Origin of the sequence: Stenotrophomonas sp. (assembly GCF_050737075.1) — a bacterium.
Lineage (GTDB): Bacteria > Pseudomonadota > Gammaproteobacteria > Xanthomonadales > Xanthomonadaceae > Stenotrophomonas.
The window spans coordinates 1-21,750 of record NZ_JBOHXV010000035.1 but is presented as its reverse complement, the minus strand read 5'-3'; the positions used below and the strand labels follow the sequence as shown (position 1 = coordinate 21,750).

General features: G+C 67.8%; 20 protein-coding genes. 7 read left to right on the top strand and 13 right to left on the bottom strand.

Annotated features, from left to right (window positions below; translation table 11 throughout):
• Window positions 1-12: 12 nt before the first annotated feature.
• The 3 genes from ACREPD_RS10500 to ACREPD_RS10490 are packed head-to-tail and all read left to right on the top strand — an operon-like array spanning window position 13 to window position 4,780.
• Window positions 13-1,713, top strand: coding sequence for an aspartate:alanine exchanger family transporter (locus ACREPD_RS10500; protein ID WP_431599284.1), 1,701 nt, complete (start codon window positions 13-15; stop codon window positions 1,711-1,713).
• Window positions 1,714-1,722: 9 nt separating this feature from the next.
• Entirely contained in the window at window positions 1,723-3,066 is a 1,344-nt protein-coding gene (locus ACREPD_RS10495) for an OprD family outer membrane porin (protein WP_431599283.1), read from the top strand.
• A gap of 25 nt (window positions 3,067-3,091) precedes the next feature.
• A complete protein-coding gene (locus ACREPD_RS10490; RefSeq protein WP_431599282.1) occupies window positions 3,092-4,780 on the top strand; it encodes a hypothetical protein in 1,689 nt (562 codons plus the stop codon).
• 21 nt (window positions 4,781-4,801) lie between these two features.
• On the opposite strand, the gene ACREPD_RS10485 is transcribed toward ACREPD_RS10490, so the two are convergent.
• The 8 genes from ACREPD_RS10485 to ACREPD_RS10450 all read right to left on the bottom strand — a co-directional run bounded on the left by ACREPD_RS10485 (window position 4,802) and on the right by ACREPD_RS10450 (window position 10,894).
• A complete protein-coding gene (locus ACREPD_RS10485) occupies window positions 4,802-5,419 on the bottom strand; it encodes a response regulator transcription factor (protein ID WP_431599281.1) in 618 nt (205 codons plus the stop codon).
• Between the two features lie 4 nt (window positions 5,420-5,423).
• Window positions 5,424-6,539, bottom strand: a complete 1,116-nt coding sequence (locus ACREPD_RS10480) for a sensor histidine kinase (RefSeq protein ID WP_431599280.1) — start codon at window positions 6,537-6,539, stop codon at window positions 5,424-5,426.
• Window positions 6,540-6,643: 104 nt separating this feature from the next.
• Window positions 6,644-7,162: a hypothetical protein gene (locus ACREPD_RS10475; protein WP_431599279.1), complete on the bottom strand. Its 519-nt coding sequence runs from the start codon at window positions 7,160-7,162 to the stop codon at window positions 6,644-6,646.
• Between the two features lies 1 nt (window position 7,163).
• Complete coding sequence (locus ACREPD_RS10470; RefSeq protein ID WP_431599278.1) at window positions 7,164-7,979, bottom strand: DUF2092 domain-containing protein; 816 nt, start codon at window positions 7,977-7,979, stop codon at window positions 7,164-7,166.
• Window positions 7,980-8,011: 32 nt separating this feature from the next.
• Window positions 8,012-8,995: a SphA family protein gene (locus ACREPD_RS10465; RefSeq protein WP_431599277.1), complete on the bottom strand. Its 984-nt coding sequence runs from the start codon at window positions 8,993-8,995 to the stop codon at window positions 8,012-8,014.
• A 33-nt stretch (window positions 8,996-9,028) separates the two neighbouring features.
• Window positions 9,029-9,952 carry a formylglycine-generating enzyme family protein gene (locus tag ACREPD_RS10460; RefSeq protein ID WP_431599276.1) on the bottom strand — a complete coding sequence of 308 codons (924 nt, stop codon included), beginning with the start codon at window positions 9,950-9,952 and terminating at the stop codon, window positions 9,029-9,031.
• A 25-nt stretch (window positions 9,953-9,977) separates the two neighbouring features.
• Window positions 9,978-10,490 (bottom strand): YidH family protein, encoded by a 513-nt coding sequence (locus tag ACREPD_RS10455; protein WP_431599275.1) that lies wholly within the window; start codon window positions 10,488-10,490, stop codon window positions 9,978-9,980.
• A complete protein-coding gene (locus ACREPD_RS10450) occupies window positions 10,487-10,894 on the bottom strand; it encodes a hypothetical protein (RefSeq protein WP_431599274.1) in 408 nt (135 codons plus the stop codon). The genes ACREPD_RS10455 and ACREPD_RS10450 overlap by 4 nt, the downstream gene beginning before the upstream one ends.
• A gap of 157 nt (window positions 10,895-11,051) precedes the next feature.
• Between ACREPD_RS10450 and ACREPD_RS10445 the strand changes: the two genes are divergently transcribed.
• Window positions 11,052-12,215, top strand: a complete 1,164-nt coding sequence (locus ACREPD_RS10445) for a hypothetical protein (RefSeq protein WP_431599273.1) — start codon at window positions 11,052-11,054, stop codon at window positions 12,213-12,215.
• Window positions 12,216-12,232: 17 nt separating this feature from the next.
• Here ACREPD_RS10445 and ACREPD_RS10440 read toward each other — a convergent pair whose 3' ends face one another.
• The 3 genes from ACREPD_RS10440 to ACREPD_RS10430 all read right to left on the bottom strand — a co-directional run bounded on the left by ACREPD_RS10440 (window position 12,233) and on the right by ACREPD_RS10430 (window position 14,512).
• Window positions 12,233-12,622 carry a response regulator transcription factor gene (locus ACREPD_RS10440; protein WP_431599272.1) on the bottom strand — a complete coding sequence of 130 codons (390 nt, stop codon included), beginning with the start codon at window positions 12,620-12,622 and terminating at the stop codon, window positions 12,233-12,235.
• 120 nt (window positions 12,623-12,742) lie between these two features.
• Window positions 12,743-13,345 carry a response regulator gene (locus ACREPD_RS10435; RefSeq protein ID WP_431599271.1) on the bottom strand — a complete coding sequence of 201 codons (603 nt, stop codon included), beginning with the start codon at window positions 13,343-13,345 and terminating at the stop codon, window positions 12,743-12,745.
• Window positions 13,346-13,540: 195 nt separating this feature from the next.
• On the bottom strand, window positions 13,541-14,512 hold the full coding sequence (locus ACREPD_RS10430; protein ID WP_431599270.1) for a helix-turn-helix domain-containing protein: 972 nt from the start codon (window positions 14,510-14,512) through the stop codon (window positions 13,541-13,543).
• Between the two features lie 323 nt (window positions 14,513-14,835).
• On the opposite strand from ACREPD_RS10430, the gene ACREPD_RS10425 reads away from it, so the two are divergent.
• The 3 genes from ACREPD_RS10425 to ACREPD_RS10415 all read left to right on the top strand — a co-directional run bounded on the left by ACREPD_RS10425 (window position 14,836) and on the right by ACREPD_RS10415 (window position 17,815).
• Window positions 14,836-16,398 carry a sensor histidine kinase gene (locus ACREPD_RS10425; RefSeq protein ID WP_431599269.1) on the top strand — a complete coding sequence of 521 codons (1,563 nt, stop codon included), beginning with the start codon at window positions 14,836-14,838 and terminating at the stop codon, window positions 16,396-16,398.
• An 89-nt stretch (window positions 16,399-16,487) separates the two neighbouring features.
• Window positions 16,488-17,348 (top strand): acid phosphatase, encoded by an 861-nt coding sequence (locus ACREPD_RS10420; RefSeq protein WP_431599268.1) that lies wholly within the window; start codon window positions 16,488-16,490, stop codon window positions 17,346-17,348.
• 65 nt (window positions 17,349-17,413) lie between these two features.
• The gene (locus ACREPD_RS10415) at window positions 17,414-17,815 is read left to right on the top strand and encodes an OsmC family protein (RefSeq protein WP_431599267.1); all 402 of its coding nucleotides are present in this window, start codon (window positions 17,414-17,416) and stop codon (window positions 17,813-17,815) included.
• Window positions 17,816-18,102: 287 nt separating this feature from the next.
• Here the strand turns inward: ACREPD_RS10415 and ACREPD_RS10410 are convergent, their stop codons facing one another.
• A complete protein-coding gene (locus ACREPD_RS10410; RefSeq protein ID WP_431599266.1) occupies window positions 18,103-18,927 on the bottom strand; it encodes an OmpA family protein in 825 nt (274 codons plus the stop codon).
• A gap of 67 nt (window positions 18,928-18,994) precedes the next feature.
• On the bottom strand, window positions 18,995-21,750 hold a 2,756-nt coding region (locus tag ACREPD_RS10405; RefSeq protein WP_431599265.1), incomplete at its 5' end, for a YadA family autotransporter adhesin.

The window sequence follows — 21,750 nt, the reverse complement described above, 5'->3', positions numbered from 1 at the left end:
GGAGCACACATCATGCAAGGCTATTTCCAGTTTCTGGCTGACAACCCCTACATTCTGTTGTTCTTCACGGTCGGCATGGCGGTGCTGGTCGGCAAGTTCTCCGTCAAGGGCTACGGCCTGGGCATGGTCGCCGCTGCGGTGGTGGTCGGCTGCTCGCTCGCCACCTGGGCCTCCACCTACGGGGTGAAGCTGCAGCTGGACAACTTCGCCAAGTCGCTCTTCTACTATCTGTTCATGTACGGCGTGGGCCTGCGGGTCGGCCCCGCGTTCTTCAACAGTTTGAAGAAGGACGGCATCACCTTCACCATCCTGGCCGTGATCTGCGCGGTGCTCGGCCTGCTGCTGGTGGTGCTGATGTCCGGACTGCTCGACCTGCCGTCCGGCGCGGCCGGTGGCGTGCTGGCCGGCTCGCAGACCATGTCCGCGGCGATCGGCACCGCCGAAATGGCCGTCGAACAAGGCGCGTACAAACTGCCACCCGGCACGACTGCCGAACAGGTGTCGGGCATGATCGCGCTCGGCTACGGTGTCACCTACATCTGGGGCACGGTCGGCATCATCCTGATCTGCAAGTACCTGCCGCGCTGGTGGGGCGTGGATGCGCGCAAGGCGGCCCGTGAGTACGAACAGGAACACGGCGTGCGCAACGTCGACGACGCCGCGCTTTCCGGCTACCGTGGCGGTGGCCTGCGCGCGTATCGGCTCGACAACGCCAGCACCGCCGGCCAGAGCATCGCCGACTTCCGCCGCAGCTACCCGCAATACCGCATCGTCAACGTGCGGCGCGGCGACGACACTCTTGGCGCCGACCCCGACCTGGTGCTGCAGCAGGGCGATGTGATCGCACTCGGTGGACGCCTGCAGGACCTCACGGCCAACATCGGCCTGGTCGGTGCCGAAGTGGACGACCCCAAGGCACTGAACATTCCGCTGGACCAGGCCGAGATCCTGGTGACCGAAAAGGAGTTCGCCGGCAAGCCGTTGAAGAGTCTTGCTGGTGAAGACTTCGCCGGCCAACTCCAGGTCACCCGCCTGGAACGCTCTGGCGAGCCCATTCCGGCGGGCGCGGAAACCGAGCTCAAGCGGTTGGACGTGGTGTATGTCACCGGCTTGAAGAGCGCGGTGGACCGCGCCGCCAGCCTGCTCGGCAAGATCGCCCGCCCCAGCACCACCACCGACCTGCTGACGCTCTCGGCGGGCATGGTGCTCGGCCTGCTGATCGGCAAGATCAACGTGCCGATCGGCGACTTCTCGGTCGGGCTGGGCAACGCCGGCGGCCTGCTGCTCTCGGGCATCCTGGTGTCCTCGGTGGTGTCGCGGCTGCGCTTCTTCGGCAGTACGCCCAATGCGGCGCGCAACATCCTGGAGGACCTGGGCCTGGTGACCTTCATTGCCATCGTCGGCATCAATGCCGGCGCCACCCTGCTGGAGCAGCTGACCGGTGCCATCGCGGTCAAGATCTTCCTGGCCGGCTTCGTCGCCAGTACCATCCCGCCCTTCATCACCTGGGCCGTCGGCTACCACTTCTTCAAGATCAACCCGGCCGTGCTGATGGGCGGCGTGGCCGGTTCGCGCTCGCACTCCGGTCCCGCGCGCGAGGCCGCCAAGGAGATCGACAGCACCGTGCCGTGGGTGGGCTTCCCGGTGGGTTATGCCGTATCAGGTGTGCTTTACACGGTATTCGGCTACTTCGCGATGGTGCTGTCGAACTAGGAGACCGAGATGAAGCCGATCGCACGTGTGCTGGCAGCGGTGGCAGCGGCTTGGCTGCCGGTAGGGGTGCAGGCCCAGACGCCTGCAACGGCCCCGGACGCGCCCTCTGACGCCCCGCCGGATTCCACCGAACAGGGCCAGACCCCGCTCGACGCGGCCTTCGTGCCACGCGATCGCGCCGCATGGATCCGCGAAACCCGGCGCGAAGCGTGGAAGGACACCACCTTCGATGTGCAGGCACGCACGTTCTACCTGGACCGCGACAAGTACGACGACAGCCAGAGCAGCGCCTGGGCGCTCGGCGGCTCTGCCGGGTTCAAGACCGGCTACTTCCGCGAGCGCCTGGCACTGGCCGCGACCGGTTACACCTCCCAGCGGCTGTATGGCCCCGACGACAAGGACGGCACCCTGCTGCTCAAGCCCGGGCAGAAGGGCTATACCGTGCTGGGCGAGGTCTACGGTGAATTCCTGCTCAACCAGGACACCCGACTCAAGCTCGGGCGCTTCGGCATCGACACCCCGTACGTGAACCGCAACGATGCGCGCATGACCCCCAATACCTTCCAGGCGCTCGCCGTGCAGGGTGTCTACGGGGGCGACGACGGCACGCCACAATGGAAGTTCGGCGCCGGTTACTTCGACAAGATCAAGGAACGAAACTCGGATACGTTCGTTTCCATGGCCAAGGACGCCGGTGCCCCTGCGTGGGTCGACCGCGGCGTCTACACCCTCGGCGCCAACTACACCCAGGGCAAACTCAGCGCCGGTGCGATCTACTACCACAGCAACGACATCATCAGCATCTTCTACACCGAGGGTAAGTACGCCCTCCCCGTCGGCGACACCGCCCGCCTCAACCTGGCGCTGCAGTATTCCGACCAGGACAGCGCCGGTGACAACCTGCTGAAGGGCGACGAATTCTCCGCGCACCAGTGGGGCGCAAAAGCCGAACTGGCGTACAAGGGTGCGCTGTTCACCACCGGCTATACCCGTGCCAGCGGCGGGACCAACATGCAGAACCCGTGGAGTGGCTATCCAGGCTATACCAGCGTGCAGGTGGAGGACTTCAACCGCAATGGCGAAGGTGCCTGGCTGCTACGGGCCTCCTATGCCTTCCAATCGGTCAAGGGACTGAGCCTGTACGCGCTGTACGTGGACGGCTCCGATCCGGACGCACCCAACGAATACGCCAAGGACGAGTACAACCTCAATGCGCAGTGGGCGGTGGCCGACGGGCCGCTCAAGGGTCTGATGATGCGGCTGCGCTATGCGCACGTCACCCAGAAGGGTCCGCAGTCCAGCAACCTGGACGACCTGCGCCTGCTGGTCTATTACGACCCGCCTGGACTCTGATCCGCGCACCGCTCTGGAGCCGCACATGGATGGCATTGCATCGCTGCTGAACCACTACCCGGAGCTGGCCGTGTACCTTGCGCTCGCGCTGGGTCATTGGCTCGGCAGTGTCAAGGTGCAGGGCTTCAGCCTGGGCGGCGTCACCGGCTCGCTGCTGGCCGGCATGCTGCTGGGCTGGGCCTTCCATGTACCGGTCGCGGCCACGGCCAAATCGCTGGTGTTCCTGCTGTTCCTGTTCGGCATCGGCTACGAGGTCGGCCCGCGGTTCCTGGCTGCGATGAAGGGCGACGGCTGGCGCTACGCCGTGCTGGCGGTCTTCATGCCGGTCGTGGGCCTGATCGCCGCGCTGGCGGTCGCCTGCGCGCTGAAGCTGGACCCTGGGCTTGCGGCGGGCATGATGTCCGGCGCGCTGACCGAATCGCCGGCGATGGGCACGGCCACCGAGGCGATCCAGCGCCTGCCCATCGACGAGACCCTGAAAGCCCGCTATCTGGCCCACGTCGGCGTCGCCGATGCGCTGTGCTACGTCGCCGGTGCGCTAGGCGTGATCCTGACCTGCAACGTGATCGGCCCACGCCTGCTGCGCGCCAGGCTGGTCGAAGAGGCGCTGGCGCTGGAGCGGCAGTACGGTATCGAGCGCGTGCGGGCCGGCATCGCATCGGCCTGGCAGCCGTTCGACACCCGCGCCTACCGTATCGCCGCCGGCACCCGCATCGCCGGGCTGCGGGTGGACCAGGCCGAATGCCTGCTGCCGGGGCTGCGCCTGTTCGTGTACCGCCTCCGCCGTGGCCAGGTGCTGGTCGACGCCGGCCCCGAGACCCGCCTCCACGCCGGCGATCTCATTGCCATTGGAGGCCCGCGCCAGGCACTGGTGAACGTCCTCGGCGATCGCGCCGAGGAGGTCGACGACCCCGAACTCCTCGACATTCCGATGGCCTCGCACCAGGTCCTGGTCAACAAGCGCACCTGGGCGGGACACCGCCTGGAGGAGATCGCCCGCGCCGATGCCGTGCGCGCGGTGTTCCTGCGCGCGATCCGGCGCAACGGACAGTCCATGCCGATCGGCACGCAGACCGTGATCGAACGCGGCGACATGCTGGAACTGATTGGGCCCGAACCCGCCGTGGCACGCGCTGCGGCGGAGCTGGGCGAGATCATGCACGCAACCGATGCAACCGACTTCACGGTCGTGGGCCTCGCCATTTTTCTCGGCGCGGTGTTCGGCATCGTCACCGTGGTGCCGCTGGGTCAGGTATCGGTCAGCATCGGCAGCAGCGTGGGCGCACTGCTGGGTGGCATCGCGGTCGGACACCTGCGCGCGCGCAGGCCGTTGTTCGGCCGGGTGCCCGACAGCGCCGTCAAGCTCATGCAGTCGTACGGCCTGTCCGCCTTCGTGGCCATGGTCGGACTGGGCGCGGGGCCGCACTTCGTCGCCGCCGTGCAGGAGCATGGACTGGGCCTGTTCCTTGGCGGCATCGTCGTCACCATGACCCCGCTGCTGAGCGGCCTCTGGTTCGGCCACAAGGTGCTGAAGATCCCGTCGGTGCTGTTGCTGGGCGCGATCTCCGGCGCACAGACCTTCACCGCCGCACTGGCCGCGCTGCAGGAGCGCTCCGGCAGCTCGATCGCCGTGATCGGCTATTCCGGCTCGGTCGCCATCGCCCACGTGCTGCTGACCACGTGGGGCACGGTGATGGTGCTCGCCTTCGCGTGAGCGTGGCGCGCGCCGCGGTCCTCACCCACTGCGGGGATCCACGTGCGCCAGTTCGGCCGCACGCACCAGCGCGGCCACCGACCGTACGCCGAACTTCACCATGATCCGGCTCCTGTGCACTTTGGTGGTCTTCAGCGAAATGCCCAGGTCGCCGGCAATCTGCTTGTTCAACCGGCCGGCGATGATGTGCGGCAGTACCTGGCGCTCGCGCGGCGTCAAGGCCAGGTAACACTGCTCGGCCCCCTGTTCGCCGCTGCGGCGGGTACGCGCACTGGCGTCGGCGTCGATCCCCCGCAGCACGGCGTCCAACAGCAGGCCGGCGTCGACAGGCTTGGTCAGGAAGTCGAGCGCGCCGGCACGCATCGCGCAGGCACAACTGGCGACATCGGCCTCGCCACTGACGAAGATCAACACGGGTGGCTGGCCACGATCGCCGAGCAGGCGCTGCAGCGCCAGGCCGTCCATCCCCGGCATGTTGAGGTCCAGCACCACGCACCCGGCGCGGGTGGGATCGTAACGGGCAAGAAAGTCTTCGGGCGACGCGCTGAGCGCGACTTCCAGCCCGTCGGCCTTCAGCGTGCGTCCCAGCGCGACCAGCACGCCGGGGTCATCGTCAACGATATGTACGACAGCGGTCATGGCATCACTCCAGCAGAGGAAGTTCGATACGGAAGCAGCCCCCTCCATCCGGAACGTTGCCGGCATGGATATCTCCCCCATGGGCCCGCAGCAGCGTGCGACAGATGGCAAGTCCCATGCCCATGCCATTGGGCTTGGTGGTGTGAAACGGCGCGAAGATGGTTTCCAGGCGCTCTACCGCGATTCCCGGGCCGGTGTCGCGCACCTCGATGCGGATGAACCCGGACACCGGCCTGTCGGTGCGCACGGTCAGCACGCGTCGCGGACTGTCGGCCATGGCATCGCAGGCGTTTATGATCAGGTTCAACAGCACCTGCTGCAGCTGTACCGCGTCGCCGTGGATGCGGCTGAATGGCACGGCCAGGTCAAGCCGGTACTCCACGCCGCGGTTGATCAGGTCGTTGCGGATGATCCGTATTGCGTCATGCACCAGGTCGTTGACCGTCAACGTGCCGAAGCTGCGGCACTCCCTGCGCAAGAGGCCACGCAGGCGACTGATCACCTCGCCCGCCCGCTGGTCGTTGTCGACGATGTCCTGCAGGATCTCGCGGATTTCCGTGACATCGCCCGGGTCGCGGCGCAGGATCCGCAGCCCGGCCTGGGCATTGCTCAGGATCGCCGCGAGCGGTTGGTTGAGCTCATGGGCCATCGAGCCGGAGATCTCCCCGATCAGGGTGACCCGCGACATATGCGCCATGCTCTCGCGCTCGAACGCCAGCTCCTGCTCGGCCTGCCGCTGCCCGGTCAGGTCGTTGACAGCGATCACCACATACAGCGCGCCATCGAGCCGCAGCGTGTTGAACAACAACTCCACGGGAAACAGGGCTCCACCGCCCCGAAGCGCCGTAGCATCGTGGCAGGCGTGGTGCCCGTCGACGGGCTCGGCCCTGCAGGTCCGCGACCAGGCTTCGCCAGTGGCATCGGGCAGCAGCGTTGCGACCGCCCTTCCCGGCATAGTGTCGCGTGCATGGTCGAACAGCGCTGCCGCACGGTAGTTTGCATACCGGACAATGCCCTGCTGGTCGATCAGCAGCAGCGCCATGGGCAATGCATTGAGCACCGCCCGCAGCTGCTTCTCATCGCGCGTGCCCTCTCCTGCCTCACGGCTCAACGCGACCATTCGGGCCTCCCGGGCCTGTCTTCGTGCGGGACACCATGCATGTGGAATCTCCGTTGACTACCCCCCTTTCAACGCGATCACCCGCAGCGGACCCTCCGCAATGCTCAGCGCGGCGGGTTGATGACCACGTACTGCACCGTGGTGCCGGCGTAACGGGGTTCGTACCAGGTGCTGCCGCATTGCTGGTACGCCATGCCGTCGATCACGGTGGTCACGCAGCTGGGCGGTACCGAGTTGACGATGGACCCGATCACCGCCGAGGTGACCGCCACCCCTGCGGTGACCGCGGCCGCGGTGGCGAATGGGTGGTCGTCCCAGCGGTTCCAGTGATCGTCATGGTCGTGGTAATCGACGTTGACGTTCACATTGCGATTTACGTTGCGGTCTACGTTCCGGTTCACGTTGCGGTCGACAGTGTGGTTCACGTTATGGTCCCGATTGCCCATGCCGCCCTGCGGCCGCTGCACCGGCCGGTTGATGTTGGTGTGCGCGCCGCCGCGCGCCGCGCCGCCGCCGCGGTGGCCATGCTGGGCATTGACCGGCTGGATGCCCGTTGCCAGCACCAGCAGCAGGCACCCCGCCACGACCAGACCTGCGTTTCGAATCCTCTGCCATGCGCGCATGTCACTTCTCCTGGTCATTGTCGGGTCCCGCCGCCGCCACCTCGACCGGCATCAGTTTGATCCGCGCGGCATCTGCCGGCGGGCTGAACTGGAACGCGGTGGTGTCCACGGGCGTCCGCGTGTCCCAACGCAGCTGCGCGCGGTACTGCGGCTGTGCCGGGTCATCCAGCGAATTGATGATCAGCTTGCGCGGCAACGACGTGGCCTTGGAGATCCATATCTGCCAATCCACCTCGTCCTGCTGGAAGGCGTACTGCTCCACCGCCTCGCCGTCCACCGTGCCGCCGCCGATATGCTGCGCACTGCGGATGGCGGTCTTGGGGGCCTTGTCGGTGCCCCACAGGAACATGTCGGCCAGCGGCATTTCAATGCCGTAGCGCGTGGCGGCATTGTCGACCAGCTCGCCCAGCGTGGCACTCATCCCGTCCACCTGCGCGTAGTACTTCAGTCTCGGCGAGTACACGGTGAGGATCTTGCCGTCATAGATCAGCTGGCGCAGCTGGCGGTCGCTGCGCAGCTCCAGGAACAGCTGGTTGGGCGCCTTCACCTTGTAGGTCACCACGCCATCGAGTTCGATCTTCTGGCCATCCTGCAGCACTACCTCGGTGCTGGCGTCGGAGGTCAGCGAGAACTGCTTCAGCCCGCGCAGCGCCGCGCCCATGCGGTCCAGCGCCGCCAGCGCCTCCGGGTCGCGTTCACTTGCCGCAGCGCTTGCCGCCGGCACCGCCTTTGCCGGCGCGGCGGCCAGTACGGGTGCCGCGTACAGCACCAGCAGCAGGCAGGCGCCACCTCCCAGCAAACGTGCGTGTGTAGCCATGAGCGTGTCTCCAGGAAGACGCAAGGGGGGGGTCAGAAGCCGGCGCTGATCGACACGCTCCAAGGGTCACCCTCGAAGCGGTTGCGCACGCTGAACTCGCTGATGTAACGGAACGACACGTCGACGTGCTCGCCGCCGGACCACTTCTTGCCATAGGTCAGCACCGGGCCAAGGCCCAGGGAGCGTCCCTTGAACCCGCCGAGCCGGTCGGCAACATCGCCGTCGTCGTCCTGCACCTGCCGTATCCAGCCACCGGCCGCGCCAAAGCCCCAGCCGCTGGCGGTGCGCTTGACCAGCAGGGCGTCGGTACGCAGCACCAGGCCGTTCTTGTAATCGGTATCGTCGTTGCGGCTGTACCAGTCCATGCCGCCCATCACGCTGAACTCCAGCGTGCCCTTCTGGAACAGGTGGGTGTAACCGACCGCAGGCGACACGGTCCAGACATTGAGGCCGGGATTGGCCAGCTTGCCCGGGGTGTACTTGGCGGTGGGTGCATAGACGTACAGCCCGAACGAGAGGTGCTGGACCGGGTCGATGTGGTAGCCGGCAATGACCGGCGCGAAGTACACGTCGAACAGGTTGGACGCGCTGTCCGTGGTCCGCACCTGGTTACCCAGCGGGCCCTGCAGGTTGGCGGTCACATCGGCGGTGATGTACGGCACCGTCAGCATCGAGGCGAAGTTCCACTTGCCGGTCTTGGTCGGCCAGACGTAAACACCGGTGGCTGCGGTCAGGCTCACGTCCGCCTCCAGCCCGAGCGACACTTGGCCGGCAATCGGTGCCGGGCGGCTGCCGCGGATCTTGCCGTCGTACTGCACGTAGCTCAGCGACCATTGCATGCCCGGTTCCGGCGGAATGACGCCGACATACGAGGTGATCTGCATGGCGGTGATCGAGCGCCCGAGCCCGCCCTCCACCGCGTGCGCGGGCAGCGCGGCCACCACGGCCAGCGCGCCCAGCAGGACGGCGCACGCCAGGCTGTGCCGGCGGTAGTGGGAGATCGATGGTCCATGCATGGCAATCACCTCGTGCTGTGCTCGCATAGGGGGTCAACGCTCCACGCACCGGAAGCCAACATGGCAGGTGGAGGTATCAATGGGCTGGGCCATGCGCGCCGCCGGGCGGTAGCGCCGGCAGTAGTTGGGCGCACACAGGTGCGAACCGCCCTTCATCACCCGCCGCGGCACCGCGCTGCGGTCGTTCGGGTCATGGCTGCGTTGGCGTTCGCCGCCGCGCGGATTGTCGATCGCGCAGCAGGGCTTGCTCGGCAGCTGGTCATGCTGCTGGTACCAGTCGCTGGTCCACTCCCATACGTTGCCGATCATGTCGTACAGCCCATAGCCGTTGGGGGCGTAGCTGCCCACCGGCGAGGTCCAGCGGTAGCCGTCCTCGTCCAGGCTGTTCCAGGGGAACTCGCCCTGCCAGGTGTTGGCCTGGTGCCGCCCGCGAATCGTCAGGGTGTCGCCCCAGGCGAACTCACCGCTGTCGTTGCCGCCGCGCGCGGCAAACTCCCACTCCGCCTCGGTGGGCAGGTCCTTGCCAATCCACGCCGCGTAGGCCTGCGCATCGGCGTAATTGAGATGCACCACCGGGTGGTCATCCAGGCCATCCAGGCCGGTGAACGGTCCGCGCGGATGTCGCCAGTCGGCGCCGGCGACGTAGTGCCACCAGTTGTGCGTGTTGGACAGGTCCACCGGATGCGACGGCTGCACGAACACCACCGACGAGGGCACCAGCAGCGCCGGGTCCGCGCCCGGATAGTCGCGCGGGTCGGCCGGCCGCTCGGCAGCGGTCACGTAACCGGTCGCGCGGACAAAGCGCGAGAATTCGCGGTTGGTCACCGGGTAGCGATCGATCCGGAACGGTGCCACCCGCACTTTGTGCGCGGGCCGCTCTTCCGGATAGTGGTCATTGGAGCCCATCAGGAACAGGCCTCCGTCCAGCTCGATCATCGTGTCGGCAACGGCACTCATGCAGTCCTCTCCGTGGCGGCGCCGTTCATCCGAACGGCGCCAGGTTGAAGGTCATTCCCGCGATCGCCAGCACGCCGAGCAGCCACAGCAGCCCGGCCGTTATGAGGGTCAGCGACACCGGGTAGTGGCTCTCACCGTGGATCAGCCCCTCCCCGATCATCAGCTGGCGTTCGGCCCGCAGGCCCTGCATGTAGCGGATGTGGTAGACGATGCCCAGCGTCAACAGCACCAGCCCCAGCGCTACCAGCGCCACGCCGAAGTTGCGCGGCGCGTGCGGGCGCAACGTGGTACCCGGCACCTCCAGCATGTGGCCGAAGAACTGGTAAATGGTGAAGCCGAAGCCGATCAGCGACAGCGCGGTGCGGATGATCGACATCAACGTCCGGTCCGCGCTCATGCGCGTGCGCTGGAACGACATGCCGGTGCGCCGCGACGACAGCTCCAGCGACGCCGCGTCGGAGCTGCCCAGCGTCTGCTCGGCCTGCTTGAGGGTGATGGCGCGCTCCGACAGCGCCCGTGCAGGATCTTTTTCGGTCATGGAGGGGTCCCCAACAAACGCCGGAACAGCCGGTTGAACGGCCCGCGCAGGATCACGTACGGCACCAGGCCCAGCACCACCGCGAGCACGAAGGCCTCCAGCGGGTACTTGAAACCGCCGAACGTCCGGATCTGGTAGATCAGGTCCATCACCACACCCAGCAGCAGGATGCGCGTGGTCGCGGTGACGCCCTCGCGCCACGCGGTCAGGCGCGCCTGCGGCGTGCTGTGGGCCATCAGCCACGCATACGGTGGCTTGCCGGCACGCGCATCGCGCCGCCCGTCGATGAGCGCGGTGATCAGCGCCATGGTGGGCTGCAGGAAAAAGCGGAAGGTCATCGGACCGTCGGTGCGAGCGATCATGTCCGTCCAGAAGCGGCTTAGAAAGTCGATGACCAGGAGCATTGCCAGGTTCCTTGCGACAGGTGACCAGCTTGGCGGCCGCCGCCACCCCGCACATCGGGATAGGTACTGCACCGACATCAGTATTTTTACTGCGCCAGGGACCGCCGCAGCCGGGGGTATGCTCGGTGCGCCCCCCTTCCCTGCGCGACGCCGCGGCATGACCCAGGAACGCTATTCATTGATGCGCGGCGGGCTGGTACACCGGCTGCTGCATGCCACCGGCGCGTTGCACGGCCGCCGGCTGTCGTGGTGGCTGGCAGGCGCGCTGGTCGCGCTCAGCCTGCTGCCGATGCTGCTGCTTGCAAACGCCGCAGGCATGCTCTGGCCCCGCCCACACGCCATGGCCCTGCTGGGCGACTACGCCACCCTGGCACGGCTGCTGCTGGCACTGCCGCTGCTGATCCTGGCCGCGCCGCGCGCCGATGCGCTGCTGCGCAACGCGCTGCGCCAGCTCAGCCATGCCAGCCTGGTGCCCGCCCATCGGCAGCCGCGTCTGCAGCTGTTGCTGCAGCGAGTCCGCCGTTGCCGCGACAGCTGGTGGCCCGAGTTGGCCTGCATCGTGCTCGCACTCGCACCGCTCTATTTCCATGGCGGCGTGGTCAGCCTGCTGCCTGGCATCCCCGACTGGCGCCTGCAGGGCGACGCCCTCACCCCCGCCGGCCAGTGGAGTGCGTGGGTGGGCATGCCCCTGTTCCGGCTGGTGGTCCTGCTGTGGCTGTGGCGCTTCGTGCTGTGGACGATGCTGCTGTGGCGCCTGCCCTCGGTCGGGCTGGTGCTGCACGCCGAACACCCGGACCGGACCGGCGGCCTGGCGTTCCTGGGGCTGGCACAGGAACGCTTCAGCATTCTCGGCGCCGCTGGCGGGCTGTTGCTGGCCGGCGCATGCCTCAACCAGATCACCTACCTGGGCGAAACGCTGTATGGCCTGCGCCACCTGCTGGCCGGTTATGTGGTCGGCGTGACCCTGCTGCTGGTGGCACCGCTGCTATTGCTCGCGCCCTCGCTGATCCGCGCGCGGCGCCACGCGCTGTACCGCTTCGACGCACTGGGCAACCGCGCCGCGAACGTCTTCGAGGAACGCTGGCAGGCCGCCAGCGAGGTCACCGCCGGGGCCGAGTCGCTGCTCGACCATAACGACGCCTCGGCCTATGCGGATTTCAGTGGGGTCTACCAGGGTGTCGTGGCCATGTCGGTCATTCCGGTGACACGCTGGAACCTGCTGTGGATCGCACTGCCCGCCGCGGCGCCGCTGCTGCCGCTGGTGCTGCTGGCCATGTCAGTGGACGAACTGGTGGCCAAGCTGTTCGGGATGCTGGTCTGAGCGCAACCGGGACGGACCTACAGCGAGCGCGACACGAATGGCTCACCGCGCAGCGCGGCCAGCACGGCCAGCGCCAGGTCGTCGCCGGCATCGGATTTGAGCACGTAGCTGCACGGCCCCAGTGCCATCGCCTGGTCAACCATCTGCGGCTCGGAGTGCACGGTAATGAACACCACGCCCAGCACCGGGCGCTGCAGGCGCAACCGCCGCGCCGCCTCCAGCCCGTTGATCTCGGGCATGGCGATATCGGTCACCACCACGTCGGGCAGCATGCTCTGCGCCGCCTTGACCAGCGACGCGCCGTCCTGCACCAGTCCGATCACCTCGAACTGCTCCGACAGCAAGCCACGCAGCTGGCGCCCCATGGCAGAGCCATCTTCGGCCAGCAGCACACGGACAGCATTCATGGTTCCCGCCAGGTCGACGCGTGCCCTGATGGTGTGCCGCCGCGCAGCCCGTAACAAGGGAAAAACAACGGAACCCGGGCAAGTAAATCTACTTGCCCGGGGTACGTGTGCCGGCCGCCGTCAGTGCCGTATCAGCCCTTCATGTTCGGCCTTGCGCACCAGTTCCAGGGTGCCGTGCACGCCCAGCTCCTGCATGATGGCGTACTTGTGCGACTCGATGGTGCGCACCGACACGCCCAGCTCGAACGCGATCTGCTTGGAGCGCAGCCCGCGCGCCACGTACTCCAGGATGCGCAGCTGCTTGTCGGTCAGCATGTACTGGTGTCGGCTGGCGCTGGTAATGGCGTCGGCCGCCAGTGACGGCGTTACGTAGGTGTTGCCGCCCATCACCCCGTTGAGGGCGCGCACCAGTTCATCGCCCGCCGCGCTCTTGAGCACATAGCCGCGTGCACCGGCGCGGATCGCCTCGGCCGCCATGCTCGATTCGTCGTGCATGGTCAAAAACACCACCGGCATGACGTAGCCTTCTTCGCGCAGGCGACGCAATGCCTGGATGCCACTCAGCCCCGGCATGCTGATGTCGGCCACCACCACGTCGGGCGGGTCGCGACGGACCGCCTCTACCAGCGCGTCTCCGGACGACACCAACTCGATCGAATCGAACTGGTCTTCCAGCAGATGCTCGATGCCCTGCGCCACCACGCGGTGGTCGTCAGCGAGCACTACCCTGCGATACCGGCTCTCCGCCGTCGAATACGAAACCTGCATTTCGTCGTCTCCCGTGGCATCAATCGTCCCCTGATTGAAGTGCTCTGCGGACCGGCAGGGCGCCGGCCCTGCACAACGGCCCGACGATGCTTCCCCCATCGTGATGGCACCGTGATGCCGGCGGTAGGTGTGATCGCCGTCCGCAACCGTTCAGGCACGCAGGGTTTCGCGCGGACTCTCCCCGAACACGTCGCGGTACATGACCGAGAACCGACCGAGGTGGGCGAAGCCGAACCGGGTGGCAATTTCGGTCACACCGACGCTGCCCCGCGCGTGCAGCAGCGCGCTGCGAGCCAGGTTGAGCCGGGCCATCTGGTGCCAGTGGCAGGGCCCGTGACCGTAGGCGTCACGGAACAGCCGCTCCAGCTGGCGCTCGCCGACCCCCAGCGTTGCCGACAGCGCCCGGCTGTCATACACGCTTTCCAGTTGGGTCCGCAGATATTCCTCGGCCTGGCGCACGATCGTGTCACGACGGCGCTCGGTGCAACTGCTCAGGCCGCGCCGTTCGGGCCCGCCATCGGCCGCCGCCACCGCGTCGATGAACACGCCCAGCAGCAGACCGGCCTGCGCCGCCAGCTGCTCGGGGGCCACCAGCCCTTCCCAGTCCGCGGCCTCCTGCAGCACCTTGAACACCCCTTCGCGCAGGTTGCTCGCATCCCGTGGCGCGGCCGGCCGGCTGCACCACCCCACCCGGGGAAGCCGCAATTCGCGGCCCAGACGGGCGGCCGCTTCGCGCTGCAGCACCTCGCGTGGAATCAACAGCACGGCCCATTGCCATCCACCCGGACTGGGGCGCACATTCAATTCGCTGTCCTCGGCGAACACCATCACCTGGCCCGCCGCGATCCAGCGCCCGTTGGCCCACATCGGCTGCGCACAGGTCACCGCCAGTGCGAGTGCGATCATGCCCTGGCCGAAGCTGCCGCTGGCGAAGATGGGCAGCGTGTACGCCCCACTGTCCAGGCTGAACTCCGGAAACACCAGGCGCTGGACGCAGGCGCGAAAATGGCCGGCCGACAGCAGCCGCTGCTCGAAACGCGTATCTCGCACGACCCCCAGCAATGCATCCGCGTCAAAACCATCGACGACGAAGCGGCTGTAGGGAGAAATCGGTTCGTCCATTGCCAACTCCCGCGTCAGTCGGAATGTGGATAGCGCGTACTCGCTCAACCTGTTCTCATCGGCGCGATTGTGGGGCCCATGCGGCGCGGGGACAAGCCGTACTCGCTGGGTGGCCGCATGACCACCCGCAGCACGTTGCTCACCAGATAAGCCGTCCCACCTTGTGGCCGCATGATCGCAACACAGGATCTGGCAGCCCACCGAAGAGGTGATTAGTGCAGGCCAGCAGCCAGGTGAACCGGGCAGGCGCGATCGCCGCCCACAGTGCCAGCAACCCGCTCCCTGCGCCACGACCCAAACGCTTCACATCTTCTCCACTGGACGTGCGCACCCTATTAACAAACGCGCTCCCGCTGCTCTTCGGCTGCCTGCTGGGTCAATGGCTGCCGACCATCTCCCAGGTCACCCAGCTGCATCATCAGGTGCTCTGGCTTCCGGGGCCGCTGCTGCTGGGCTGGCTGCTGATGACACCCCGCACGCAGTGGCGCGGCTGCATCCTTGCGGCGTGCGCAGGCACCGTGCTGTCACTGCTGCTGGTCCCCATGTCGGCCGTGCCGCGCCTGCTGGCCAGCCTCGGCGAGTTCGCCATGGTGTCGGTGGTGGCGTGGCTGTTGTTGCGTTGGCGCGGTGAACGCACCGGGTTGGAAGATTACCGCGACCTCACCCTGTTCATGCTGTTGGCCTGCGTGCTGCTGCCGCTGTGCAGTGCATGGTGGTATGCGCTGGCATCCGGAGGGCGCCCGGCGCTGTTGGCGCCGCAGGCCATGCGCGCGGTCGCCTTGAGCAGCAGCGTCAGCTACCTGCTGGTGGTGCCGGTGCTGGTCAATGTGGCGCGCATCGTCGAGGCACCCGAGCGCAGGCATGGATGGCACTGGCGCACCGCCGCCATGGCACTGCTGCTGTTTGCGCTGCTGGTGGTGTTGTGGACCGTGAACTGGCAGGACGGCGTGGTCACCCCGCTGCTGACCCTGGCACCCATTCCCCTGCTGGTCTGGACGCTGATCGTGTTTGGCATCGCCGGCGCCTCGATCTGCATGCTGATGGTGGCGTTGCTCGGCATGCAGCTGGGCGTGGTTGGCATCGGGCCGTTCGGCTTCTGGGATGTCCCGCGCAACCTGCTTACCGGCCAGGCGTGGACGCTGTGCACCGGTTTCGCCCTGCTGTTCCTTGGCGCATTGTCCGACCAGAAACTCTCCAACCGGATAAAGCTCAAGCGCGCCTATCAGCGCCTGGGCGAAGTGACCGGCCGCATGCTGGTGGTGCAGGAGGAGGAGCGGACCCGCATCGCCCGCGACCTGCATGATGACGTGAACCAGTCCCTGGCCGCGATATCGATCCGGCTCAGTACCCTGCGCAACCAGATTCCGGCCGCCGAGCGGCCCAGCGTGGTGGAACTGCAGGACCAGCTGCTGGCGGTGTCCAACGACATCCGCTCGATCTCGCACGAACTGCATCCCAGCATCCTGCGTTTCACCGGCCTGGCCAGCGCGCTGGATGCGTTCTGCATCAAGCGCAATGCGCGCGGACGCCTGCGCCTGCGTTGCAGTATCGAAGATCCACCGCGCCTCACCGACGACCAGGAGCTGAGCCTGTTCCGCATCGTCCAGGAGGCGCTCAACAATGTGGACAAGCACGCACGTGCCAGCGTGGCCGACGTGCTGGTCTGCGTGCGCGGACAGCACCTGCTGCTGCGGGTGGACGACGACGGGATCGGCATTCCCGCCGGTCGCATCGCGCGGGCGCCCGGGCTGGGACTGATCAGCATGGAAGAACGCGCGCGCCTGCTTGGCGGCACCCTCCTTGTCGGCGCCAGTCCGCTGGGCGGCACGCGGATCGAAGTACGCTTTCCGCTGCCGGATGCCGCGCGCTGCGGCGCATCCCAGTAGAACTACTGACGCGCACCACGTAGAAAGGCGGTTGTGCGCAGCGCCGGCGGGCGACAGATTGCAGCAACGCGTCCGGATGGGAGTCCGCCATGGTTGCTGAGTCGAAGAAGTCGCTGCTGATCGTGGCTGCTCTGCTCGCGGGCTGCGCGACGGGGCCGTTGACCAGTCCGTCGCCGGCCCTGATTCCTGCCGCCGCACTGCCCCCGGCACCGGTGCCGGAGCTGCGTCCTGGCGTCCCGGCGGGCTATCTCGGCCGCGCCCTTCCCGACAGCCTCGCGCTGCTGCCGCCGCCGCCCGCCAAGGGCTCGCCTGGATTCGCCCGCGACCAGGCGGTGAGCCGCGCCTCGCAGAAGCTCAAGGGCAGCCCGCGCTATGCACTGGCCAGCCGCGATGCCGACCTGCGCTTTCCGCACGTGGCCAGCACCTTCTCGTGCGCGCTCGGCGTGCCGGTGAGCCAGCAGGATACGCCACGCCTCTACCTGCTGCTGCAGCGCAGCCTGGTCGATGCCGGGCTGGCCACTTACGCGGCCAAGGATCACTACAAGCGCACGCGGCCGTTCGTGTTCTACAAAGAGGCCACCTGCTTCCCCGGCGACGAGGCCCAGCTGCGGACCGATGGCTCCTATCCGTCCGGGCATACCGCCATCGGCTGGGCCTGGGCCCTGCTGCTCACCGAACTGAGTCCTGGGCAGGCCAACGCGCTGCTCGCGCGCGGCCGCGCCTTCGGCGAGAACCGGCTCATCTGCAACGCGCACTGGCAGAGCGACATCCTGCAGGGACGCGCGGTGGCGGCCGGCGCCGTGGCCAGCCTGCACGCCAATGCCGATTTCAACGCCGACATGGCCGCGGCCCGCGCCGAGATCAATGCGCTGCGCGGCAATGGCGTGCAGGCGCAGGATTGCGAGGCCGAAACCACCGCGCTGGCGGTGAAGATACCCGGGGTTGAATAGGCTGTGCCGGGGCGGTCGTCGTGGCATGCTCGGCGCCGGCATTCCACACGCACGAGGTATCACCGATGGCACAGGTCCAGATTGTTTCCGAGGGCCCCAATTACCTGCACCGCATCCAGAGTGGCGCGCATGCCGTGCTGGCCGATGAGCCGGCCACGCTGGGCGGCCAGGGCGCCGGCATGGCGCCGTTCGAGCTCTACCTTGCCGCCCTCGCCGCGTGCACGGCCATCACCTTGCGCATGTACGCCGAAAAGAAGGGTTGGGTACTGGGCGAGTTCCGTGCCGAACTGTCCTCGTCGCGCGACGAGGCCGGCAAGCTGCTGGTGCACCGCGTGCTGCAGGCCAGCGGAGTGCTCAGCGACGCGCAGTGGCAGCGATTGCTCGAGGTGGTCGAGAAGACCCCGGTAACCCTGGTGATGCGCGAAGGCGCGGTCATCACCAGCGAACGCGCCGCGTCGGCGCAGTAAAAATGGCCCGGCCCGCCGCCATGCACTGATGACGGGGGAGACATCGCGTAGCGGGCGACGAGCCAGGTCAAGGCCGTGCACTGTCCGCCACGGGAGAGAGTGGCGTGGCGGACAGCGGGTGCGCGTGTAAACGGTGAAACCTGATGACCTGGCCCGCCGCCACCGGAGCGATGACGGGGGAGACATCCCGCAGTCGGCAACGGGCCAGGTCAAGCTGTGCCGAAACCGCGGCGCGATGGCCACGGTATCGGGCGGATCGGGGCGCTGCCGGCATGCGGCAGCGCGGTTCAACGGGCTCGGGCCACGCCGGAGACCTCCACGCGTCGGTTGGGCGCCAGGCAGGCAATCAAGGCCGGCTTCGCGAGTGGGCCGCACTGCGCCAGCGGCTGCGTGCTGCCACGTCCTTCGGCAACAATCGCCGTTGCCGGCACGCCGCCCTGCACCAGCGCCTCGCGCACCGCATCGGCGCGGCGCTGCGACAGCGCCCGGTTGTAGGCATCGGGGCCGATGCGGTCGGTGTAGCCGGCCACCTGGATGGTCTGCACCTGGCTGGCGCTGCGCACCTGCTGCAGCAGCGCGTCCACGCTCTGCCGGCCTGCAGGGGTCAACGCCGCACTGTCGAACCCGAACAGTGCATCGGCGGCCAGGCGCACCGGCTCGGCGGGCATCGGCGTGGGCGCCGGCGCGGGGGCCGGCGGCTGCAGCAGCGCGGCGCAGGCCTGGGGTTTCCAGTAGCCGGCCTGTGCGATGCCCTTGTCGTCGAAGTGCACCTGGAACTGGCAGGTGAAGTAGTCGCCGTTGGGGCTGCTGCGGAAGTTGAACAGGTAGTTCCATTCGCGCACGCCCCACATGCCTTCATTGAAGTGGGGCGTGCCCAGCAGCGCGTACAACTGGCGCTTGCTCATGCCCCGCGCGAACAGGCGCAGGTTGTCGAGATCGACGAACATCCCTTCCTTCACCGAGGCACGCGCGGGATCGGGAAACGCGGGGGTGTCGGTGGCGGCGGCGCGCGTTGCGCCGCCACTGGCGCAGGCGCTGAACAGCAATACGGCCAGGCCCAGCGCCAACGAGCGCAGCAACGCGGTGGGTTCGTGCGGGAGTGGAGCGGTCATCGTGTTCCCCTGTGAACAAGGCTGCTCTGGTTCGAGTGGTGCCGGCCGGGCCGGCCACCGCCCGGGCTCACCACTGGAGGCCGGCACCGACCGATACGCCGCCTTCCCCGCGGCTGTTGGTCGAGCCGCTGAACTTGTAGATCCAGCGGCCGCCGTCGGAGACGCCCGAGATGCCGACCGCCACGCCCGACTCGCCGTTGTAGCTGCCAGCCGCGACCGCGGCCATGCTGCGTCCGGCCTCGTAGGGCTGCGGCAGACCTGCCACCGCCATGGCCGCCGCCACACCCGCTGATGCGCGGTTGTCGGTGCGCCGCAGGTCGCGGTCGAAGCCGTCCATGCGCTCGTCCGTGTAGGCCTTGGACCAGTCCAGCGTCTGGTTCATCCCGGCGCGCAGCTGGTCCACGTTGACCGCATCGGTGCCGGCCGTGCCGGCCGCCACGTTGTGCACGGTGGTCGGGCCCGAACCGCTGCTGCCCAGGGTGACGCTGTTGAAGTTGGTCGCGCCGTTGACGGTGCTGTCGTAGCGGATGGTGCCCTGCTGCGATGCCTGCAGCTGGCGCAGGTTGACCGCATCGGTGGCCGCGCTGCCGTCGCCGACGTTGGTGATCTGGCGTTCTGCACCGGCGCTGCCCACCGACACCGTGTTGTCGCGGCTGGCCACCGAACCCGCCCCCAATGCGACGGCATTGCCCCCGGTGACGCTGGCACCGTTGCCCAGTGCCGTGCTGTTGGCGCCGGCTGCGCTGGCGCCCGCACCGCCGGCCACCGAGTTCGCACCGCTGGCCGCAGGTGCCGCCAGCGCGTTGCTGTTGTTCACCTGGAACATGCCCGACGTGCCGTTGTTGATGTTGTTGATCTGCGTGTCGGTGTAGGCCTTGGACTGGTCGATGGCGTAGGTCACGCCGTTCTGCAGCTGGCCGACGTTGACCGCGTCGTACTGTTCCGACCCATCGGCCACATGGGTGACCTTGCGTTCGGCACCCGTGCTGCCCACCGCGACCTCGCCCACCGAACTGCTGGCGCCGGCCGCACCGTAGGCGCCGGTGTAGCCGCTCTGCGCGCCGACGCTGGCCACCGCACCGCTGCCCAGCGCCACGCTGTTGTCGGCACTGGCGCTGGCGCCGTCGCCGATAGCCGTGCTCCCTGCCCCGCTGGCGTTGGCGAGCGGCCCGATGGCGATGCTGTCCGCGCCGCCTGCAGTGGCACCGGCCTTGGTCGAGTTGACCTGCACGAACGGGCTGGGCGAACCGGGTTGGGCCTGGCTGATGCGGGTATTGAGGACGTTGAGCGAGCTGTTCACCGCGTCGAACGCACCGGTGACGTCGCCGAACGCGGTGGTGGTGGCGGCTCCGGTCGGGCTGAAGGCCGAGATGTTGAAGGTCGGTGCCGTCCACAGGCCGGTGGCGCTGTCGAACGCGGTCGTGCCGCCCAGGTAGGTCACCAGCGCTTCGTTGGTGTCCAGCAGCTGTGCCATGTTCACCGCGTCGGTGGCCTCGGTGCCGGCGGCCACGTTCACCACCTGGCGTTCGCTGCCTGCTGCGCCGACCGAGACCGTGCGGCTGCGGGTGGCCGTCGCCCCGGCGCCGACCGCGATCGCGTCGTCCGCCGTGGCGGTGGCACCTTCACCGACGGCGATGCTGTCGATGCCCGTCGCGGCGGCGTCGCTGCCAGTGGAATTGACCTTCAGGTAGTGCATCGCCGCACCATTGGTCAGGTTGCTGATCTGGGTGTTGAGATTGACCAGGGAGCCATCGACCGCCGCGAACGCGTCGCTGGCGTTGTCGTACACGCCTTGGGCGACCGCGCCGCCGGTGGAGATGGTGCTGATCTGGAAGCTCGGCGCGGTCCAGGTCCCGGCCGCCGGGTCGAAGGCGGTCAGGCCGCCGAAGTAGTCCACCACCGCGCTGTTGGTGGCAGACAGCTGGCTGCCGTTGACCGCCTCGGTGCTGGTGGCCGTGACCGCGCCGGCGGCCAGGTTGCCGATGGTGGTCGGGCCGCCGCCATTGCCCAGCGTCACCCGCGCATAGTTTGGCTGGCCGGTGCCGTCGTCGTCATACGACACGGCGAAGATGTCGGCGGCGTTGACCAGCGAGATCGCACCCTGCAGCTGGGCCACGTTCACCGCATCGGTCGCCGCACTGCCGGCCGCCACATTGCTGATCTGCCGCTCGCTGCCGGCCACGCCCACCGACACTTCACCGGCGGAGACCTGCGCAGCGGTCAGGCCGTAGGCGGTGTAGCTGGCCTGTGCACCGCGGTTGGCCGCGCTGCGGAAGCCCAGCGCGACACTGTTGGCCTGGTTGGACGTGGCTTCCGCACCCAGCAGCACCTGACCGTTGGCGGTGCCACTGGCACTGTCGCCGACCACCACCGAATGCCCCATGCGCGCGGCGTAATCGGCGGTGGGGACGCCGGTGGGGTCGGTTGCATCGTTCGCACCCGCGCCCGGGAACGCCACATTGGCATCGACCAGCGGCAGCTGATGGCGCGCGTTCGCGCCGATCACCACTTCACGAGATCCGTTTGCATAGGCGCCATCGCCCATCAGCACCTGGTAGTCCTGCGCCGCGTTGACCGCCCAGCAATCGACGGTGGCGACCAGCAGGTTCACGCACTGGTTCGACCAGGCCGGCGAGCCATCCGGCAGCAGCAGGCCCAGCAGGCCATTCGCCTTGCCGTTGTTGATGTTGTAGATGTAGCTGTCCGAGGTCACGCCGCCGATCAGGGTCAGGTGCGAGCTGCCGCCGGTGGTGGCGCCGCCCAGACCGCCCAGCAGTGTCCCGACCGGGGTCAGGTTGACCACCGGCAGGCCCAGTACATTGA

What these genes read in the sequence shown, in the direction of transcription:
- ACREPD_RS10480 (WP_431599280.1), bottom strand. Translation starts at nt 6,539, where the DNA reads ATGGTCGCGTTGAGCCGTGAGGCAGGAGAGGGCACGCGCGATGAGAAG.
- ACREPD_RS10430 (WP_431599270.1), bottom strand. Translation starts at nt 14,512, where the DNA reads ATGGACGAACCGATTTCTCCCTACAGCCGCTTCGTCGTCGATGGTTTT.
- ACREPD_RS10455 (WP_431599275.1), bottom strand. Translation starts at nt 10,490, where the DNA reads ATGACCGAAAAAGATCCTGCACGGGCGCTGTCGGAGCGCGCCATCACC.
- ACREPD_RS10490 (WP_431599282.1), top strand. Translation starts at nt 3,092, where the DNA reads ATGGATGGCATTGCATCGCTGCTGAACCACTACCCGGAGCTGGCCGTG.
- ACREPD_RS10415 (WP_431599267.1), top strand. Translation starts at nt 17,414, where the DNA reads ATGGCACAGGTCCAGATTGTTTCCGAGGGCCCCAATTACCTGCACCGC.
- ACREPD_RS10495 (WP_431599283.1), top strand. Translation starts at nt 1,723, where the DNA reads ATGAAGCCGATCGCACGTGTGCTGGCAGCGGTGGCAGCGGCTTGGCTG.
- ACREPD_RS10445 (WP_431599273.1), top strand. Translation starts at nt 11,052, where the DNA reads ATGACCCAGGAACGCTATTCATTGATGCGCGGCGGGCTGGTACACCGG.
- ACREPD_RS10440 (WP_431599272.1), bottom strand. Translation starts at nt 12,622, where the DNA reads ATGAATGCTGTCCGTGTGCTGCTGGCCGAAGATGGCTCTGCCATGGGG.
- ACREPD_RS10420 (WP_431599268.1), top strand. Translation starts at nt 16,488, where the DNA reads ATGGTTGCTGAGTCGAAGAAGTCGCTGCTGATCGTGGCTGCTCTGCTC.
- ACREPD_RS10500 (WP_431599284.1), top strand. Translation starts at nt 13, where the DNA reads ATGCAAGGCTATTTCCAGTTTCTGGCTGACAACCCCTACATTCTGTTG.
- ACREPD_RS10460 (WP_431599276.1), bottom strand. Translation starts at nt 9,952, where the DNA reads ATGAGTGCCGTTGCCGACACGATGATCGAGCTGGACGGAGGCCTGTTC.
- ACREPD_RS10475 (WP_431599279.1), bottom strand. Translation starts at nt 7,162, where the DNA reads ATGCGCGCATGGCAGAGGATTCGAAACGCAGGTCTGGTCGTGGCGGGG.
- ACREPD_RS10450 (WP_431599274.1), bottom strand. Translation starts at nt 10,894, where the DNA reads ATGCTCCTGGTCATCGACTTTCTAAGCCGCTTCTGGACGGACATGATC.
- ACREPD_RS10485 (WP_431599281.1), bottom strand. Translation starts at nt 5,419, where the DNA reads ATGACCGCTGTCGTACATATCGTTGACGATGACCCCGGCGTGCTGGTC.
- ACREPD_RS10465 (WP_431599277.1), bottom strand. Translation starts at nt 8,995, where the DNA reads ATGCATGGACCATCGATCTCCCACTACCGCCGGCACAGCCTGGCGTGC.
- ACREPD_RS10470 (WP_431599278.1), bottom strand. Translation starts at nt 7,979, where the DNA reads ATGGCTACACACGCACGTTTGCTGGGAGGTGGCGCCTGCCTGCTGCTG.
- ACREPD_RS10410 (WP_431599266.1), bottom strand. Translation starts at nt 18,927, where the DNA reads ATGACCGCTCCACTCCCGCACGAACCCACCGCGTTGCTGCGCTCGTTG.